This window comes from Nocardia sp. NBC_01499, assembly GCF_045040275.1.
GTDB lineage: Bacteria > Actinomycetota > Actinomycetes > Mycobacteriales > Mycobacteriaceae > Nocardia.
On record NZ_CP109426.1, the window covers coordinates 1,710,440 to 1,727,062 of the forward strand.

The window sequence follows — 16,623 nt, forward strand, 5'->3', positions numbered from 1 at the left end:
GCGAACTTAGTGGGCCCCCGCCGGGACCGGCGCGCGCGTCGGCGCGGGCGACCGGCCACCGCGCAGCCGGAACTCCTGCGGCGGGCATCCTTTCCAGCGCCGGAAGGCGCGGATGAAGGAGGCGGCTTCGGCGTAGCCGAGGCGGGCGGCGACCTGCTCGGTGGTCAGATCGGTGTGCCCGAGCAGCTGCTCCGACAGCAGCTGCCTGACCTCGTCGAGCAATGCGCGGAACGAGGTGTCCTCCTCGTTGAGCCGCCGCGACAGGGTGCGCGGGCTCATGAACATCTCGTTGGCGACCGCGATCTGATCGGGGATATCGCCGGGGTTGCGGGCGAGTAGTTCGCGGACCGCCCCCGCGACGCCGGAGCGGGTGCGATGCCGATCGAGCAGTTCGCGGCAGAACTGGGCGCAGGTGCCGCGCGCCGGTTCGCTGGTTTTCAGCACCGCGAGATCGAGGGAGCGACCGTCGAACGACACCGCATCGGCCTCGGCGTCGAAAACGGGCTCCACTCCGTAGATCTCGCGGTACCGGCCGATGTTCACGGGTGCCCGTTGCCGGAATTCGACTCGCGCGTAAGGGATTCCGGTGTCGAACACCCCGTTGCCGATTGCCTTGATACCGGCGAGGATTCGCTCGGCAAGAAAGACGCGCAGGTCCGGCGGGCTCTCGGCGTCATCGAAGCGCACCCGCGTCGCGCCCACGGTTTCCTCGACCGTGAGCCGACCGGAAACGACGGTGCGGTCGAGGTAGCGAACCATCACGTCGATCGCGTCACGCGGCGTGCGACTGCTGAGAAGCGCGAGGCCCCATGGATCGGATAACGGAATATCGGCCCGGCCGCCCGCTTCCGCGCCGAATCCCGGCTCGGCACCGAAGCGTTCGAGCACATTACGCACGACGAGCAGTTCCTGATGTGCGGTGCACGCGATATCCGTCGGCGACAGCATCGTGCCGGACAGGCAGTCGGCACCGGGCATTCCGCGTTCTCCGGCGAGCGTGATCAGCACGCGAACGCTGGAAGTGCTGCGGCGAAATTCCCGGTCGAACATGTACTCGCATTCCTCATCGAATTCGCCGTACCAGACGGCTTGGCGAAATCTAGCAATGCCGGACCGGTCAGTGGTGCGAAATGACGAACTGTTCAGGGTGCGCGCAGCAATACTTCGTTCAGCATGGTGATGAGTCGGTCGCTGTCGAATCGATCCGGATCGTCGAGGACCAGCCGGGCGGCGGTGTGCACGATGCCCTGGACGACGCGGACCAGGATGTCGATATCGACGTCGGCGGCACCGCGTTTGCCGGAGAGCCATTCGCCGAGACTGCGACTCAGTGGTGTGCGCAGTTCGTCGCGGGACTTCTCGATGCGGTCGCGCAGGACCGGCGGCACGCCGTCGATCGGGAAGTAGACCAGCCGCCAGCTGTCGGGCATGGCGCGCACCTCGGCGAGGAAGCGGGCCAGTGCCGCCGCCAGCACCTCGGCTCGATCCTCGTGCGGCGCAGTCGATTCGATGCCGGACATCGATCGATCGACCGCCGCGCGCATGCGCGCGGTCTCGCGTTCGATCAGCTCGTGCAGCAGTTCGTCGCGGCTGGCGAAGGAGTCGTAGACCACCGGGCGGGTGACGCCGCCGCGCTCGGCGACCGCGGCAATGCTGACGTCGGTGAAGCCGCTCGCGGTGATGATGTCCAGTGCGGCGTCGAGCAATTGCTCTCTGCGGTCGGCGGGTGCGAGCCGTTTGGCGTAGCGGCGTCGCTGCTGGCCACCTTCGGGTTCCGGCTTCGGCACGACTACTCCGCCTCCATCGCGAGCGCGGCCTCGGTCATCCTGCGCACCATCCAGCGCAGGGTGCGCGATACCGCGTCCCGCTGCGCGCCGCCGTCGGCCAGCGCCAATCGCGCGCCCGTTTCGCTGGCGCTGATCACCGCGTAGCTCAGCAGCTCCGCGTCGATTTCGCGAGCGCGCAGCGCCGCCACCGCAGCGATCGCCGCTTCGATCTGCTGGCGAATCTCGGCCCTGCCGTGCTCGATTCGGTCGCGTGCCGCCGCGGGCAGACCGTCGCCGGACATCAAGACAAGCTGCCAGGTCTCCGGCGCGGACAGCACCAGGTCCAGGTAGATGTCGACCCCGTCCATCGCCATACCGACGGCGATATCGGCCGGATCGGTGTCCGGCGAGAGAATCGGCGCCGCGGTGGCCGCCATCGCCACCACCCGCGCCTTCTCCCGGTCGAGCAGCGCCGCGAAAACCTCGTCGCGGTCTCCGAATTCGGCGTAGAGCGCGGGCCGGGTGACACCGGCCGCGCGCGCGATCGCGTGCATGCTGACGCCGACGTACCCCTCCCGGACGATGACTCCCCGCGCCGCATCGAGGATGCGCTCGCGTCGCGCCGACACGGTCTCCTCCTGTGCTGCTCGATCGGTGATCATCAGCCCTGTCGACCGGTGATCCGGTGGCGCCAGTGTACGCATCGGCTATAACTGCGGCGGCCGCATCGGGGGACTTCGGTTGTTGATCAAAGGTCGGATAGTACGTGCTGAGCACGGCCTCGGTAGTGAAATTGACACTGTTGTTCTCGGGCCGAACCGGTGTTACCGTGTGCCGAGTGTTGGTGGGGCGGATCACAGTTGGACGATCAGCCGATCACTCCGACGCGCTAGCACGCGACCTCACCGAAGCGGTTGTCGAGAACTGTCAACACCTTGGCCAGCTGAGCCACGAGCAACTCCACCGGTGCCACCTACCGTGCGGAGAGACCTCAGCCGCGGATCACCGAGATCCGTGCACGAGGCGGTAGGAGGATTAATGAAGGGCGCCCCACCGCTCACGGAGCAGGCAGGCTCCGCCTCAGCCGGACAGATCGTGCGCGAGAACCTCACCGGCACCGCGCTTTCCAGCCTGCGCACCTTCGGGCGCGCGGTGGACCTCGGCATCGAATCGGTGCGCGGCACGGTGACCGACGTGCTCGGGCTGCGGTTCCCATGGGCGGAAATGCTGCGCCAGGCTTGGTATCTGATCACCGTGACCGCGATACCGGCGGTGCTGATGGCGATTCCGTTCGGCGTTGTCGTATCGGTGCAGGTTGGCAATCTGATTCACCAGCTCGGCGCCGACTCGATGATCGGCGCCGCCGGCGGGCTCGGGGTGATCCAGCAGGGGGCGCCGATCGCCACCGGGCTGTTGCTCGGCGGCGCCGGCGCTTCCGCGATCGCCGCGGATCTCGGCGCGCGCACCGTCCGCGAGGAGATCGACGCGTTGCGCACGATGGGGATCAGTCCGGTGCATCGGCTGGTCATTCCGCGGGTGACGGCCATGCTCTTCGTAGCGCCACTGCTGAACATCCTGATCATCTTCGTCGGCATCGTCTCCGGCTACGCGGTCGCGATCGGCGCGCAGCACGTGACACCGGGCAGCTACTGGGCGACGTTCGGATCGTTCGCCGTGCTCGCCGACGTGTGGATCTCCCTGGCAAAGGCGATGCTGTTCGGCTTCATCGTGGTGATCGTCGCCTGCCAGCGCGGGCTGGAGGCCAAGGGCGGGCCGCGCGGGGTGGCCGACGGGGTGAATGCCGCCGTTGTCGTGTCCGTCGCGGGGATCATCCTGGTGAACCTGGTGATCACCCAGGTGGTGGCGATGTTCTTACCGCTACGGGTGGCGTGATGACCGCGACACCGTATGCTCCGAAAGGCCTCGCCTGGGCGTATCGCCTTGTCCGGCAACGTAATCGGTTGTTCGCGCCGATCGAGACCACCGGGTTCATGCTCGGCTTCGTCTGCCAGGCCCTCTGGGCGATCCCGCTCACGCTGCGCCGCTACCGCGCGCAGACTATGCGCACCATCACCGATATGACCTGGGGCCGTGGGTCGGTCCTGGTCGGCGGCGGTACCGTGCCGATGCTGGTCGTGCTCGGCATCGCGATGGGCGCGGGCGTCGGCATCCAATCCTTCGCGGCACTGGATCTGCTCGGCCTCGGCCCGGTGACCGGCGTGGTGTCGGCGTTCGCGAACACCCGTGAGCTGGCGCCGATCGCGGCGGCGGTCGGGTTCGCCGCGCAGGCGGGCTGCCGGATGACCGCGGAGATCGGCTCGATGCGCATCTCCGAGGAGATCGACGCGCTGGAATCCCTTGGGCTCCGGTCGATTCCGTTCGTGGTCACCACACGGGTGATCGCCGGTGCGGTGGCGATCGTGCCGACCTTCTTGATCGCGCTGGTACTCAGCTATGTCGCGTGCTCGACGGTGGTTGTGCTGCTGCACGGCCAGGCGGGCGGGGTCTACGACCACTATTTCTTTCAGTTCACCAGCGGCTACGACGTGCTCGCCGCCGTGGTGAAGATCCTGATCTTCGGTGTCGCGGTGATCCTGATCCATTGCTACTACGGCTTTTTCGCCTCCGGCGGGCCCGAAGGCGTCGGTATCGCGTCGGGTCGCGCGGTGCGGGCGAGCTTCGTCGCGATCGTCGCGCTGGACATGGTGTTGTCGATCCTGCTGTGGGGCGTCAACTCCGCCATCGAATTCCCAGGGTGAGCTGATGCCGAACTACAGCATGCCCGGCGTCTCGATGACCCGCCGCGGCTCCCTCCTGGTCGGCGCGCTGGTCGTCGTCACCGCCTCCGTCGTCGCTTTCGGCTGGCGTGGTGTCTTCGATGACGCCGACGCGAGACAGGTGCGTATTCAGTTGCATACCGAAGAGATCGGTGAAGGGGTCATCCCGGGCACCAAGGTGCGCATGGACGGCGTGACGGTCGGCGAGATCGCGACGATCGCCAGCGCCGAGCAGGGCCGCCAACTGATCACCCTTGACCTCGATCGCACCGAAACCGCCTCCCTCACCGACACTTTCACCGTCGACTACGCACCCGACAACCTCTTCGGGATCAGTGCGCTGACCCTGCGTCGGTCGGCAGGCGGCACGCCGTTGCGCGCGGGTGCGGTCATCGACCTGGCTGGCAAGAACGCGAACAAGGTCACCGATGTGACGATGGGCAGCCTGCTGCGCTCGCTCACCGACACCTCCACCGAGGTGCTCACCCCGAAGCTCACCGAACTGATCACCCAGTTCAACGGCGATCTACACGCGTTCACACCGCTGCTGGAGGCCATCGTCACGCTCAGCCGCGCGGTCGCCGACACCCAGCGGTATCCGACGCCGTACCTGCTCGATCAGTACTCCTCCCTGTTCGGCGGGCTCGGGACGTTCGCCTCGTCGACCTTCCGACTGCTCGACGCCCTCATGAACATCGAGGTGCTCGTCAACGACCGGCCGAAGTACGACGCGTTCATCGGCATGGTCGTCAACGACGCGTTCCCGGCGATCGGCCAGGTGGGCGACGCGGCACGCGGCCAGCTCCTCGGTTACACCCAAATGCTCACGCCGCTACTACAAGCCATGGCCGCGACGGTGTCCGACCCGAAACGCAGCGGTGCCGAGAGCACCGAACTGCTCGACCGGCTGAACCGGATGTTCACCGACACCCCCGACGGGCCCGCGGTGAACGTGGCGGTGGTGCTGCGCGGCATGCCGGGGATCGCGGGGCCGCTGTTCGGCCAACAGGGACTCGGAGGTGGCCGGTGAAGCAGTTGCCTATCCGCTCGATTGTGTTGCGGCTCAGTGTTTTCACTGTCGCGATGGTGGTGCTGCTCGTGGTGGTCGCGCAGGCGATCACGCGCCCGATCGGCGGCGATACCGATGCTTTCCGTGCGCGATTCACCGACGCGAGCGGCCTCAAAACCGGCGATGACGTTCGAGTGTTCGGCGTGCAGGTCGGCAAGGTCACCGCGATCGACCTCGACGGCGCGACGGCGGTGGTCGGCTTCTCCGTGCAGCGGGCTCGGCCGGTCTACGACGCCAGTGTGCTCGCCATCCGCTACCAGTCGCTGACCGGGCAGCGCTACGTCGATATCAAACAGCCGGACCGGCCGACGACTCGACTGCGGCCGGAATCGACTATCGCCGAGACGAATACGATTCCCTCGTTCGATGTCACCCAGCTGTTCAACGGACTACAGCCGGTCATCGCCCAGTTCTCCCCCGGCGCGCTCAACCAGTTCACCGAGAACGTTCTCGCGGTGATCGACGGCAACGGCTCCGGCATCGGACCCGCGCTGGAGTCCCTGGACAAGCTCAGTCGTTTCGCCACCGACCGCCAGGCGGTGATCAGCACGATCGTGGCCAACCTGAACACCATCTCCGGCCAAATCGGTGGCCGCTCACCGCATCTGGTCACACTGCTGCGCGGGATCGCCGACGTGTTCACCGCATTCCGCGAAAAGCTCGACGGTCTCCTCGATTTCGCCGCCGTGGCGCCGTCTGCGCTCGGCCCGCTCAACAGCCTCATGGACACCCTCGGCTTCACCGAGAACGCCAACCCGGACCTGATGACGGATCTGCGGCGGCTGTTCCCCGACCCGCAGGCGGCGCTGGCCGCGCTCGGCAGGCTACCTGGGCTGCTGCAGGCGCTGAGCGCCGTGCTGCCGCCCGCCGGTGCCGCGGCGGGCGAGGTCAACCTGACGTGCGCCAAGGGCGCCGCCGAACTGCCCGAGGTGCTGAAGGTGCTCGTTGGCGGACAGCGGGTCACGATATGCAACGGATGAGACTGCTGCACAAGCTGATTCCCGACCACGACCGGCACGAGGCGGCGAAGAACCGGCGCGAACTGCGGCTCGGCCTGCTCGGCGCCGGGTTCGTCGCGGTGTTGCTGTTGGTCACCGCGGCCATCTATGTCGCGCCGATCGGCAAGTCCGGCTACACCGCCGAGCTGGCCGAGGCGCAGTCGGTGAAGGTGGGCGATCAGGTGCGCGTCGCGGGGATCACCGTCGGCGCCGTCACCGCGCTCGAGCTGAAGCCGGACCGGGTGCGCATGCGGTTCACCGTCAAGCGTGGCGTATTCCTCGGCGACGCGACATCGCTGGAGCTGCGCATGCTCACCGCGGTCGGCGGCCACTACGTCGCGCTGTTCCCCGCGGGCGCGAAGCCGCTCGGCGACAAGGTCATTCCGGTCGATCGGGCTCGGCTGCCCTACAGTCTGATCCGCACACTGCAGGACGCGGCGCAGCCCGCCCGCGACGTCGACGGCGAGACGCTGCGGAAAAACCTGGCGGCCCTGGAGAATTCGCTGGATCAGAGTCCGGACGCACTGCGCCAGATGGGCGGGGCCGTGCAGTCCTTCGTCGACCTCCTGAATCGGCAGAACACCGAGGTGTCGCGGGCACTGACGGTGATGACCGAATACCTCGGCACCATCGATCACAACAAGGGCCTCGTCGGGGAGTTCGTCCGCCAGATCGGGATGCTGCTGGTCACCGGGCTGGACAAGCGCGCGGAGATCGAAGAGGCGTTGACCATCGCCGCGCAGCTGCTGTCCAGGATCGCCGCGCTCGAGCCCGCCTCGCGGGAGATCCTGGAGCCGCTGGCCGGGAAGTTGCGCGAAACGTTGCCGCAGCTGAAGGAACTGGGTGCGCAGCTGGACGTCGCGATTCCGGCGTGGCGTGAACTGCGCGACCGGCTGGTCGCCGCCACCGCGGGACAGGACGGGATCGCGATCGATCAGTCCGCGTTGACGCCCCAGGTGTGCGTTCCGGTGCCGGGGCGGTCCTGCTGATGAAACGTCTGCTTGCCGCACCGGGTTTCGTCACCGTCGTCGGCGCGCTGCTGCTCGCCGTGATCGCGGTCGTTGGCTACGTCATCGTGGTCGATCCGGCCAAGAAGATGCTGAACTACTGCGCGCTGATGCCGGACGCGGTCGGCCTGTATACCGGCAATCAGGTGACCACCCTTGGCATTTCGGTCGGCAAGGTGACCGGGATCCGGCCGGAGGGCACCGCCGTCCGGGTCGACTTCGAGGTGGCAGCCGATCACCCGCTGCGTGGGCAGCCCACCGCGACCACCCTCTCGGACAGCCTGGTCGCCGACCGCACGCTCGCCGTCTTCGGTGAGCCGAACGCACCCGCCGAATGGGACCGGAGCCGTTGTCTCACCAAGACATTCACGCCGAAGAGCATCAGCCAAACGTTGGAAGGCTTCTCGCAGCTCGCATCCCAGCTCGGCGGGGACGGCAACCCCGCGGAGCAGACCCGAATCAAAGACGGCGTCAACGCTTTTCAGGCTGCCACCGCCAACACCGGACCGCGGCTCAATGCCCTGATCAAGGATCTCGCCACCGCGTTGCGGCAACCGGATGCCGCGATCGGCAATATCGGGCATCTCATCGATGCGTTCGCCTCGATCACCTCGAGCATCTCGATGAACTGGGACGATATCGCCACGGTATTGGTACGGGCGAATACCGGCATCGCGTTCATCAACGGCATCTGGTCACGCGTTGTGCAGATCATCGATTCGCTGCTCGTGCTGCTGCCCTGGCTCAACCGCCTGGCCCACGACTACGGCAGGCCACTGCTCGGCGCGCTCGACGGCGCGGTGCCGGGGTTGCGCCTGTTGGCCGCGAATGTCGGTTCCCTGCAACAGGTCGTGTCCATGATCCCGTCGATCATGGACGCCTTCCAGCAAACGATCGACCCGGCGACCGGCTGGCCGCGCATTACCTACGCGGCACCGAAAGTCGCGCTGCCACAAGAACAAGCGGATCAGATCTGCGCGGGAATCAACGCGCTGAACCCCGGTGGGTGCCGCTCGGCCGAGAACGGGCTTGCCACAGCGAATCTCGTGCCGATGATCCTGGGATCGGTGGGGGTGCGATGAGCAGGCGACGATCATGGCTCGCGTCCGGCGTTGTCGCGGCGGTGCTGCTGACGGCGTCGGGCTGCGCGTTCGACCCGGCCACGGTGCCGGTACCCGGCGCGTCGGTGTCCGGCCCGACCTATCAGGTGCGCATCGAGCTCGCCAGCGCGCTCAACCTCCCCACCCAGGCGAAGGTGGTGGCCAATGGCGCGCAGATCGGCAGCCTGCGCTCGGTGCACGTGGTCGATCCGACCGCGTCGAACAGCGGCCGCGTCGATGCCATCGTCGAGATCTCGAACTCGGTGAGGTTGCCCGCGAGCACCACCGCCCAGCTGCGGCAGAACACCTTCCTCGGCGATGTCTACATCGGACTCACCACTCCGGCAACGGGTTTCGCCGACATGATCCCCGATGGCGGCACCATCCCGCTGCGGCAGACCAAGGCCGCGTTGCAGGTGGAGGATCTGCTGGCGGGCATGTCGACCTTCGTCGGCGGCGGCGCGATCCAACAAGCCAAGGACATCATCGATCACGTGAACGCGGTGCTCCCTGCGCAGCCGACCGACACCGCGCGGATCTTTCAGACGCTCGGCCGCGACGCACAGGACGTGGCCGCCGACACCGGCTCGGTCGACCGGATGCTCGACGCGATCGAGCAGGATCTCGGTGCGGTGCTGGACAATCCGACCCAGCTGGACGCGCTACTGAGCGAACGCGGGTCGGTGGAGATCCCCGCGGACGCGCAGTCGCTGGTGTTGACGCTCGGCGTGGTCGGCGGACTCGGCGTGGTCGGTCACGCGGTGCAGTGGTTGGCGCCGCTGCTCGCGGCCGGCGACGCGACGGCGAAAGCGCTGGTGCCGCTGCTGCTCGCGAACCGTGCGCTCGACCTGAACGCGCCGTCCAACCTCAATCGGGTGGTCACGCTGCTGCGGGACAAGATCATCCCGTTCGGCGAGCGCGGCCCGAAGGTCAATGTCACGCATGTCGATGTCCAGGGCGCGCCGAGCCCGCTGGATACCGACGAGCAGGTCGCGCGAATGATCGCCGCGCTGCGCATGATTGGAGTCGTTCGATGAGCTTCGCACGCAGAAACGCGGGAACGATCGCGTCGCTCGGCTCCATCGGCGCCATCCTGGTTCTCTTCAGCTCGTATCTCACCTTCAGCGTGGTGAAGGTCGACTGGTTCGCCGAAAGCACCAGCGCGACCATGCTGCTCGCGGACTCCGGCGGGCTCATCCCACGGTCCAAGGTGCTGCTGTCGGGCATCGAGATCGGCCAGGTGACGTCGGTGGCGCATCAGGGGCAGTCGGTCGAGGTGGCGTTCCGGTTCGATGCCGAGTATCGGGTGCCGATCGCGAGTTCTGCACGGATCGAGGCCCTTTCGGGTCTCGGGGAGCCCTATCTCGAATTCCGGCCGACCGCGGCAGGTGGCCCGTATCTACAGAACGGCCAGCGGGTCGACGCGACCACTGTTGCCAAGCCCGTCTCGATCCCCGAGGTCGCGCGCACCGCGACGCAGCTGCTCGAGCAGTTCGATCCGAAGGCCATCGCGAGCATCATCGAGACGTTCGAAAAGGGTTTAGCGGGAACCGAAGCCGTCATTCCGCAGCTGTCCCGGTCCACCGATCTGCTCGCGGCCACGCTGCTCAGTCGCACCGACGTGATCCGTCAGATGCTGGTGGCCATGCAGTCGCGGGCCACCGAGATGTCATGGGCCGGGCCGGAATTGACGAAGGCGGCCGGGCCGTGGGCCGAATTCGGGCCACGGGTCGCCGAAGTCGCCGCCGCCGTCGCGCGCATCGCACGGAAAGGCGACGTCCCGGCCGACTACCTGACCGACACCGACGAGTCCATCGGCCTGATCCCGTTGTTGAAGCAGCTCGCCGCGAAGATCACACTGCTCGGGCCGGACCTGCAGACCCTGCTTCCCGTGTTCCAGCCGGTGGTCGCGGCGGCCACCGGCGTGACGAACCGGATCGACCTCGGCGCCCTCATCACGCAGGCACTGCACGCCACCAGTCCGGACGGCGCGTTGAACCTGCAGATCACTGTCAAATAGACCAGACGGAGTTGCCACGCCATGCCACAGCTGACGAAGACGATCGAATCCGACACCGCGCCAGCGACATCCGGCGTCGCCGCTCACCGTCCGCCGATCAGCGATCGATCGGTGCGGATCGAGATCCCGACGCTCATCCGTGGTGCGGTCATCGCACTGCTCGTGCTTGCCGTCGGCACGCTGTCGGTCCTCCTCGTGCTCGCTCGCCGCGACCTGGCCGACGGCCGGGCCGCGGCGGCCGACGACCGGCACGCCGAGCAGGTCGCCGCCGACTACGCCGTCGGCGCCTCGACCATCAACTACGCCGACATCAACGCGTGGATCACCAAGTTGAAGGCCAACACCGCGCCCGCGCTGGCGAGCAAGTTCGATGCCGTCGGCCCGAAGATGGGCGACCTGCTCACCCCGCTGAAGTGGACCTCGACCGCGACCCCGGTGGCGGCCAAGGTCACCGCGCGAAACAACGGTGTGTACACGGTGGATGTGTTCGTGAACCTGACCATCTCGAATGTGCAGAACCCGCAGACCGGCCAGGTGACCGCCACCTACACCGTGACGGTCGACCAGCATTCCGAGTGGCAGATCACCGAGGTCGGCGGGATGAATCAGGCACTGCCGTTCAAGTAGTCCGGACCGTCGGTGTGCGCAGCAGGGTGACGCTCACCGCGAGCAGCCAGAGATGAATCCGCGACCAACCACGACTACGGTCGACACATGGCTCGCCTGGTCGATCCGGAGCGCTTTCCGGACGCCGCCGAACTCTTCCACTCCGGTCTGTTCGAATCGGCGCCACCACCGTCGACAACCGACCCGGCCCAGGATGATTTCGAGTTCGGTCTGGAGGTCGTGCTCGACGGCGTCGCGGCGACGATCGCGCGAACCAACACTGGAGAGTTCAACCACAAAGCGTAGACAGTTCGACCACGACAAAGGACCGGAATCCTGAGTGGGGCAACTCTTTTGCGCTTAGGGGTATCAGGATCGTTCGAGTACCTTCCGGAATTCCTCAGCATGTGGGCCGCTGATCTCGTATGTGACTGTCGCAGGTTGCGCGGGTCCGACACTTGGCGTCGGTCCGGGCACCCACGCGGTCACTAGATCTCGGAACTCTTTGTACGACAACGGGATTACTTCACCTTCGAGGTCGTCGGGCGTGATGCCACCTTGCGTGTCGCGGGTGTGACGTGGTTTACCGACGCGGGGCCACCAGATCGGGGCGTGTTCGTCACTGTTGGCCAGCGCCGCATGCAGGTCCTCCACACCGACCCAGTTGCGGCCGTGTTCAGAGGCTATTTGCACTGCTCGGCGAAACAGGGTGACCAGCGCGGGCGCTACACCGTCAATCGTCACCCGGCATTCGTCGTGTTCGCTCGTCATGACGTGAGCCTAAGCCGGGATGTCAAGACCGACGCACTGAATCGCCAGCGGGGTTGAGCCGACAATGAGCACGTGCGGCCCGAACACCTCCAAGTCCTTGTAGAAGCCGCCCTCACACGTACATACGGCCTTGGCGCTGTTGTGTGGGTCGATGACGACATGCACCTTGCCCCCGCCTTCCTTCTCACATTGTTCGGGAGTGACGGCAGCGGCTGGGCCGGTACTCACCACGACGGCTACGATCACGGCGAGGGCGAGCAGGATGGCCCGAATAATGTTGTGCAACATGATGTTTCCTCATATCTAGTAGCGATTCCTTTGTTCCGGCTCATCCGGCTCGTCCCACGCAAACAAACGCCATGTGGGGAAAAGGGGTGGCAGGTTCCTTCGGCGTTCACGGCGGCCCCTAGGTAGATTCTTTGGTTGCACCTGCCGCCGGGGCATTGGCGCGGTGTCATCCCGGCGGCGCGTGCAAGATCGAGCCTGGTCGGCAGACGTTGGTCTCGGAACCGCAACTTCGCCCCGCAAGTTGTTCGAACGAAGTCGCGGGTGGGTGATTCGCGATACCTTTTGAGTAGATGTGGGGAGGGCATCCAATGCGCGAACCGGCTAGTGAGAACCACCAGTTCGAACAGTTGATACGGCAGCGGGATTGGAAGCGGCCGGAGGTGGCCGAGCGGGTCAACGCCGCGTATGAGCAGATCACCGGAAAGCCGGGCTGCTATGACGCGGACAAGATTCGGATGCTCGCTCGCGGAATCACGAGATGGCCAACGCATGGCTACCGGCTTGCGCTGGAGCAAGCCTTCGGCGTCACTGCGGCTGAGCTAGGCCTCTACAACCCTCGCGCCGCGAGGGCGAAGCCGTCGCAAACTGGTACAGATGTTCATACTGACCTAGTCTTGGGTTGGGGTGGCGAGGAGGTCGACGAAGTGCAGCGCCGAGAGCTTTTGAGGGCCATGGCAGTACTTACGGCTGCGTCACCAGCGATTGTGGCTGCATTGAACGCCGAAGAGCTGGAGAGAACGATCCGCGCGGCGGCGTCCCCGCATCGGGTCGATGCTGCGGTCTTGGAAAACATTCAGGCGATCTTGAACCAGGCCCGGTTGCAGGATGACCTCCTTGGGCCGCAGGCGGCTATCCGTACAACGCTGACCCAAGTGGATATCGCGGACGCGTTGCTGAACGGCTATACGGGACCGCTCGAAGGCCGCTTGAAGTCGTTGCGCAGCAAGGTGAGCACGTCTGCTGGCTGGCAACTGTTCGACCTAGGCCGCAGGGACTTCGCCAAGGACCACTTCGAGAAGGCGCGCGACCTAGCCGACGAAGCTCGCGACTACGCAGCCGCCGCGCTGGCACTTGCGGAATGGGCCGGGATGACAGAGGAAGTCGGCCGCCCAATCGAAGCTGTGGACCAAGCAGCTGGCGCAGAGTCCCGCGCAACCCGTTCCGGAGATCCACTGTTGCGCGCACACGCCGCAGGAATCGCGGCACTCGCCCTGGCAAAGTCGGGGCCAGACTATCGAGCCGACGCACATGAGGCGCTGGTTCGGGCCGACAGCTTCGACGTGACGATTGCGCGGACACCGGAAGAATCTCTCGCGTACTTCTGCACGCCTGGTCACATTGCACGTATGCGGGCCAAGGCGCTTCGCCAGCTCGGAGACCTCCCGGCCGCTATTGATGCCGCCATGGAATCCTTGAGGCTCCAAGCCGTACGTGATCGCGCGGCTTCGCACATCCTGCTCGGCACGATCTATGTGTACGCCGGGGATCTCGAAGCGGGAGTTGTGTCCATCCTTGCTGGTGCCGAAGCGGATGCCGACAACGCTTCTGCCCGGCTGTCGGGGCAGCTGCTTGACGCTCGCAGCTTGGTCCATATCCGTGCCCCTGGGTCGGCCCCGGCGCGCAAGCTTGATGCCCGAATGGAGCAGCTTCAGCTGATCTGAACCCCTAATCCGCGGCCGTCGTCAGGAGTTCCGGACCGCGATGCCGAGGTGGCGGGCGAAAGCCGGTGCCAGCTCCATCAATTGGCCGTTGTCGATCGTCGCGCCGCGCAGCGAATCCAAACCGTCGGTGATGTCGAGTGCCCGTGCGCCGCGCAGGTCGACCTTGGTCAGCTTGACCCGGTTCATCACCATGCTTTCCAGGATCGAGCCGGGGAAGGTCACGTTGGTGAGCGTGGCGTCGCCGAAATCGCAGTCGCGCAAGACACATTCGACGAACGACACGTCGCGTAGCTGCGCGGTGCGGAAGTTGACCGAGTCGAACTTGCAGCCCTCGAAACGCACGCGGCGCAGGCGCGAGCCCGCCAGATCGACGCCGGACAGGGCGCCGTCGATCACTTCGCCGTCCTGCCATCCGGTGTCGGCGAGTTCGGTGCCGACCCAGCGGACGTTGCGCAGCCACACGTCGACGAACCTGGTGTGCCGCATGCTGCCCCGGTGGAAGCCGACCGAGGTGAAGGCCGACTCGCTGAACCGGGCGTTCTGCACGTCGACCTCGTCGAACTCGCCGCCGTCGAGGTGCACGCAGTCGTAATCACCCTCCGGCTCGAGCTCGCCCGCCAAGGCCGCGAGATGGCGCGCGTAGGGCAGGTCTTCGAGCTCGCGGGGCATGCGGGTTCCTCCGGTGCTTGGTGTGCGGTGCGGTCAGCGGTCGAGTATTCCGTTCGGCACCGACAAGTTCATCCCGAGGTCTCCCCTGGGAGCCGTGCCGCGCGCGCGTTCAAGTAGCGCTGCTGCGGCAGACTCATAGTTTTGTGCGCGGCAAGCAGATACGCGGCGCGGGCGGCCGCGGTGTCGCCGGTGGTCTCCAGCAGGTGCGCGCGCACGGCGTGCAGGCGGTGGTCGTCGGCGAGGCGACCGTCGGATTCGAGGTCGTCGACCAGTTTCAGGCCCGCGTGCGGGCCGAGGGCCATGGCGACCGCGACGGCGTGGTTGAGCGCGATCATCGGGTTGTCGACGAGGGCGAGCAGGCGTTCGTAGAGCAGCATGATCTGCGGCCAGTCGGTCGCGTCGTAGCTCGGCGCCTCGTCGTGCAGCGCGGCGATCGCCGCTTGCAGTTGGTACGGGCCTGGAACGCCGCGCGGCAGGGCCACGGTGATGAGTGCGATGCCCTCGGTGATGGATTCGGTGTGCCAGCGGCCGCGGTCCTGCTCTTCCATCGGGACGAGTTCGCCGCCCGGGCCGGTGCGCGCCTCGCGGCGGGCGTCGGTGAGCAGCAGCAGCGCGAGCAGCCCGGCCACCTCGGTGTCGGCGGGCAGCAGCCGATGCACCAGGCGGGTGAGTCGGATTGCCTCCGTGGACAATTCGACACGGTGCAGACTCGCGCCGGAGGTGGCGGCGTAGCCCTCGGTGAAGATCAGGTACAGCACGTGCAGTACGGCGGCGAGGCGAGCGTCGCGGTCGCCGACGGACGGGGGCGCGAACGGGACGCCGCTGTCCTTGATCGTCTTCTTGGCTCGGCCGATGCGCTTGGTCATGGTCGGCTCGGGGACCAGGAACGCGCGGGCGATCTCGGCGGTGGTCAGGCCGCCGACCGCGCGCAAGGTGAGCGCGACCTGCGACGGCGGCGACAGCGACGGGTGGCAGCACAGGAACAGCAGGATCAGGGTGTCGTCGGAATCCGTCGGCTGCCGGTCGGCGGGCGGGGTCAGCCAATCTTCCGGCAGCGCCCACCGGGCGACCGTCTCTTCGCGTTGTTTGCGGGCCTGCTCGCTGCGCAGCAGATCGGTCAGTCGGCGGGACGCGACCGTGATCAGCCAGGCTCGAGGGTTGTCGGGAATGCCGTCGGCGGGCCATTGCGTCGCGGCGGCGAGCAGCGCTTCCTGCACCGCGTCCTCGGCGGTGTCGAAGTGGCCGTAGCGGCGCACCAGCGCGGCGAGGACCTGCGGCGCCGAGGAGCGCAGCAGGTCCGCCACCCTATCTTTCGACATATCAGCCGAACTCGGGCGGCGCCTCGGCGATCGGCCGCACGTCCGCGTAGGCGATATCGGCCAGATGTGCTGGCGCCGGGCATTTTCCGAGTTCCGCCGCGATCTCGGTGGCACGGTCGAAGCTTTCACACTCGACGATCCAGTAGCCCGCGAGCACCTCCTGGGTCTCCGCGTACGGTCCGTCGGTGACGAACGGCGCGCCGCCCTTGCTGCCGATCCGCCGGGTGTGCACCGGATCGACAAGACCGCGAGTCTCGACAAGTTCGCCCGACTCCTCCAGCCCCTTGTTGAACTCGGTCATGAACTCGACCATCGCCGCGACCTCGTCGGCCGTCCAGGCGGGCCTGCCGGTGTCCTTGCCCGACATGCCGTCGTAGTCCTGCTGCGAGCCGTAGCTCAGGATCATGTATTTCACGGCAACTCCTCTGCGTTGTCGGCACCACGGTTGCGCCGCTCATCAGGAACGTCGGAGCCACTGATCATTCTCGGACATCCGCGTGGCAACAGCTGCGAACCGTAGCGAGTCGCGACCGCCATCAAGATCAGATTAAGTGATCTAGGTCACAGTTCAA

The 16,623-nt window shown here is 66.6% G+C and carries 19 protein-coding genes; 11 read left to right on the forward strand and 8 right to left on the reverse strand.

Translation table 11 applies throughout. The features are described 5' to 3' along the window. Positions 1-6 precede the first annotated feature (6 nt). The 3 genes from OG203_RS07805 to OG203_RS07815 form a co-directional block, all read right to left on the reverse strand. On the reverse strand, positions 7-1,050 hold the full coding sequence (locus OG203_RS07805; protein WP_405165002.1) for an AraC family transcriptional regulator ligand-binding domain-containing protein: 1,044 nt from the start codon (positions 1,048-1,050) through the stop codon (positions 7-9). 92 nt (positions 1,051-1,142) lie between these two features. Further along, positions 1,143-1,787, reverse strand: coding sequence for a TetR/AcrR family transcriptional regulator (locus tag OG203_RS07810; protein ID WP_405165003.1), 645 nt, complete (start codon positions 1,785-1,787; stop codon positions 1,143-1,145). A gap of 2 nt (positions 1,788-1,789) precedes the next feature. Beyond that, a complete protein-coding gene (locus OG203_RS07815; RefSeq protein WP_405165004.1) occupies positions 1,790-2,428 on the reverse strand; it encodes a TetR/AcrR family transcriptional regulator in 639 nt (212 codons plus the stop codon). Positions 2,429-2,804: 376 nt separating this feature from the next. On the opposite strand from OG203_RS07815, the gene OG203_RS07820 reads away from it, so the two are divergent. From OG203_RS07820 to OG203_RS07865, 10 genes are all read left to right on the forward strand, one after another. After that, a complete protein-coding gene (locus OG203_RS07820) occupies positions 2,805-3,659 on the forward strand; it encodes an MlaE family ABC transporter permease (RefSeq protein ID WP_405165005.1) in 855 nt (284 codons plus the stop codon). Continuing rightward, complete coding sequence (locus OG203_RS07825; RefSeq protein WP_405165006.1) at positions 3,659-4,525, forward strand: ABC transporter permease; 867 nt, start codon at positions 3,659-3,661, stop codon at positions 4,523-4,525. Before OG203_RS07820 ends, OG203_RS07825 begins: the two co-directional genes overlap by 1 nt. A 4-nt stretch (positions 4,526-4,529) precedes the next feature. Further along, positions 4,530-5,573, forward strand: a complete 1,044-nt coding sequence (locus tag OG203_RS07830) for an MlaD family protein (RefSeq protein ID WP_405165007.1) — start codon at positions 4,530-4,532, stop codon at positions 5,571-5,573. Next, positions 5,570-6,592 (forward strand): MCE family protein, encoded by a 1,023-nt coding sequence (locus tag OG203_RS07835; RefSeq protein ID WP_405165008.1) that lies wholly within the window; start codon positions 5,570-5,572, stop codon positions 6,590-6,592. The genes OG203_RS07830 and OG203_RS07835 overlap by 4 nt, the downstream gene beginning before the upstream one ends. Next, positions 6,589-7,599 carry an MlaD family protein gene (locus tag OG203_RS07840; protein ID WP_405165009.1) on the forward strand — a complete coding sequence of 337 codons (1,011 nt, stop codon included), beginning with the start codon at positions 6,589-6,591 and terminating at the stop codon, positions 7,597-7,599. Before OG203_RS07835 ends, OG203_RS07840 begins: the two co-directional genes overlap by 4 nt. Then, positions 7,599-8,699, forward strand: coding sequence for an MlaD family protein (locus OG203_RS07845; RefSeq protein WP_405165010.1), 1,101 nt, complete (start codon positions 7,599-7,601; stop codon positions 8,697-8,699). The genes OG203_RS07840 and OG203_RS07845 overlap by 1 nt, the downstream gene beginning before the upstream one ends. Further along, positions 8,696-9,754: an MlaD family protein gene (locus OG203_RS07850; protein ID WP_405165011.1), complete on the forward strand. Its 1,059-nt coding sequence runs from the start codon at positions 8,696-8,698 to the stop codon at positions 9,752-9,754. Before OG203_RS07845 ends, OG203_RS07850 begins: the two co-directional genes overlap by 4 nt. Beyond that, positions 9,751-10,737: an MlaD family protein gene (locus OG203_RS07855; RefSeq protein ID WP_405165012.1), complete on the forward strand. Its 987-nt coding sequence runs from the start codon at positions 9,751-9,753 to the stop codon at positions 10,735-10,737. The genes OG203_RS07850 and OG203_RS07855 overlap by 4 nt, the downstream gene beginning before the upstream one ends. Before the next feature lie 21 nt (positions 10,738-10,758). Continuing rightward, a complete protein-coding gene (locus OG203_RS07860; protein WP_405165013.1) occupies positions 10,759-11,364 on the forward strand; it encodes a hypothetical protein in 606 nt (201 codons plus the stop codon). Positions 11,365-11,451: 87 nt separating this feature from the next. Beyond that, the gene (locus tag OG203_RS07865) at positions 11,452-11,649 is read left to right on the forward strand and encodes a hypothetical protein (RefSeq protein ID WP_405165014.1); all 198 of its coding nucleotides are present in this window, start codon (positions 11,452-11,454) and stop codon (positions 11,647-11,649) included. A 63-nt stretch (positions 11,650-11,712) separates the two neighbouring features. On the opposite strand, the gene OG203_RS07870 is transcribed toward OG203_RS07865, so the two are convergent. Further along, on the reverse strand, positions 11,713-12,114 hold the full coding sequence (locus OG203_RS07870; RefSeq protein ID WP_405165015.1) for a hypothetical protein: 402 nt from the start codon (positions 12,112-12,114) through the stop codon (positions 11,713-11,715). A gap of 9 nt (positions 12,115-12,123) precedes the next feature. After that, positions 12,124-12,402 carry a hypothetical protein gene (locus tag OG203_RS07875; protein ID WP_405165016.1) on the reverse strand — a complete coding sequence of 93 codons (279 nt, stop codon included), beginning with the start codon at positions 12,400-12,402 and terminating at the stop codon, positions 12,124-12,126. Positions 12,403-12,710: 308 nt separating this feature from the next. Here OG203_RS07875 and OG203_RS07880 point away from each other — a divergent pair, with 308 nt between their 5' ends. Beyond that, complete coding sequence (locus OG203_RS07880) at positions 12,711-14,063, forward strand: hypothetical protein (RefSeq protein ID WP_405165017.1); 1,353 nt, start codon at positions 12,711-12,713, stop codon at positions 14,061-14,063. A 21-nt stretch (positions 14,064-14,084) separates the two neighbouring features. Here OG203_RS07880 and OG203_RS07885 read toward each other — a convergent pair whose 3' ends face one another. The 3 genes from OG203_RS07885 to OG203_RS07895 form a co-directional block, all read right to left on the reverse strand. Next, the gene (locus OG203_RS07885) at positions 14,085-14,732 is read right to left on the reverse strand and encodes a pentapeptide repeat-containing protein (RefSeq protein WP_405165018.1); all 648 of its coding nucleotides are present in this window, start codon (positions 14,730-14,732) and stop codon (positions 14,085-14,087) included. A 68-nt stretch (positions 14,733-14,800) separates the two neighbouring features. Beyond that, positions 14,801-16,051: an RNA polymerase sigma factor gene (locus OG203_RS07890; protein ID WP_405165019.1), complete on the reverse strand. Its 1,251-nt coding sequence runs from the start codon at positions 16,049-16,051 to the stop codon at positions 14,801-14,803. A 1-nt stretch (position 16,052) separates the two neighbouring features. After that, complete coding sequence (locus OG203_RS07895; protein WP_405167790.1) at positions 16,053-16,457, reverse strand: YciI family protein; 405 nt, start codon at positions 16,455-16,457, stop codon at positions 16,053-16,055. Between the last annotated feature and the right edge of the window lie 166 nt (positions 16,458-16,623).

Excerpts from the sequence above, each read along its gene's own strand:
- OG203_RS07805 (WP_405165002.1), bottom strand. The coding sequence starts at position 1,050 with ATGTTCGACCGGGAATTTCGCCGCAGCACTTCCAGCGTTCGCGTGCTG.
- OG203_RS07815 (WP_405165004.1), bottom strand. The coding sequence starts at position 2,428 with ATGATCACCGATCGAGCAGCACAGGAGGAGACCGTGTCGGCGCGACGC.
- OG203_RS07820 (WP_405165005.1), top strand. The coding sequence starts at position 2,805 with ATGAAGGGCGCCCCACCGCTCACGGAGCAGGCAGGCTCCGCCTCAGCC.
- OG203_RS07825 (WP_405165006.1), top strand. The coding sequence starts at position 3,659 with ATGACCGCGACACCGTATGCTCCGAAAGGCCTCGCCTGGGCGTATCGC.
- OG203_RS07830 (WP_405165007.1), top strand. The coding sequence starts at position 4,530 with ATGCCGAACTACAGCATGCCCGGCGTCTCGATGACCCGCCGCGGCTCC.
- OG203_RS07840 (WP_405165009.1), top strand. The coding sequence starts at position 6,589 with ATGAGACTGCTGCACAAGCTGATTCCCGACCACGACCGGCACGAGGCG.
- OG203_RS07845 (WP_405165010.1), top strand. The coding sequence starts at position 7,599 with ATGAAACGTCTGCTTGCCGCACCGGGTTTCGTCACCGTCGTCGGCGCG.
- OG203_RS07850 (WP_405165011.1), top strand. The coding sequence starts at position 8,696 with ATGAGCAGGCGACGATCATGGCTCGCGTCCGGCGTTGTCGCGGCGGTG.
- OG203_RS07855 (WP_405165012.1), top strand. The coding sequence starts at position 9,751 with ATGAGCTTCGCACGCAGAAACGCGGGAACGATCGCGTCGCTCGGCTCC.
- OG203_RS07860 (WP_405165013.1), top strand. The coding sequence starts at position 10,759 with ATGCCACAGCTGACGAAGACGATCGAATCCGACACCGCGCCAGCGACA.
- OG203_RS07865 (WP_405165014.1), top strand. The coding sequence starts at position 11,452 with ATGGCTCGCCTGGTCGATCCGGAGCGCTTTCCGGACGCCGCCGAACTC.
- OG203_RS07870 (WP_405165015.1), bottom strand. The coding sequence starts at position 12,114 with ATGACGAGCGAACACGACGAATGCCGGGTGACGATTGACGGTGTAGCG.
- OG203_RS07875 (WP_405165016.1), bottom strand. The coding sequence starts at position 12,402 with ATGTTGCACAACATTATTCGGGCCATCCTGCTCGCCCTCGCCGTGATC.
- OG203_RS07880 (WP_405165017.1), top strand. The coding sequence starts at position 12,711 with ATGCGCGAACCGGCTAGTGAGAACCACCAGTTCGAACAGTTGATACGG.
- OG203_RS07885 (WP_405165018.1), bottom strand. The coding sequence starts at position 14,732 with ATGCCCCGCGAGCTCGAAGACCTGCCCTACGCGCGCCATCTCGCGGCC.
- OG203_RS07890 (WP_405165019.1), bottom strand. The coding sequence starts at position 16,051 with ATGTCGAAAGATAGGGTGGCGGACCTGCTGCGCTCCTCGGCGCCGCAG.
- OG203_RS07895 (WP_405167790.1), bottom strand. The coding sequence starts at position 16,457 with ATGATCCTGAGCTACGGCTCGCAGCAGGACTACGACGGCATGTCGGGC.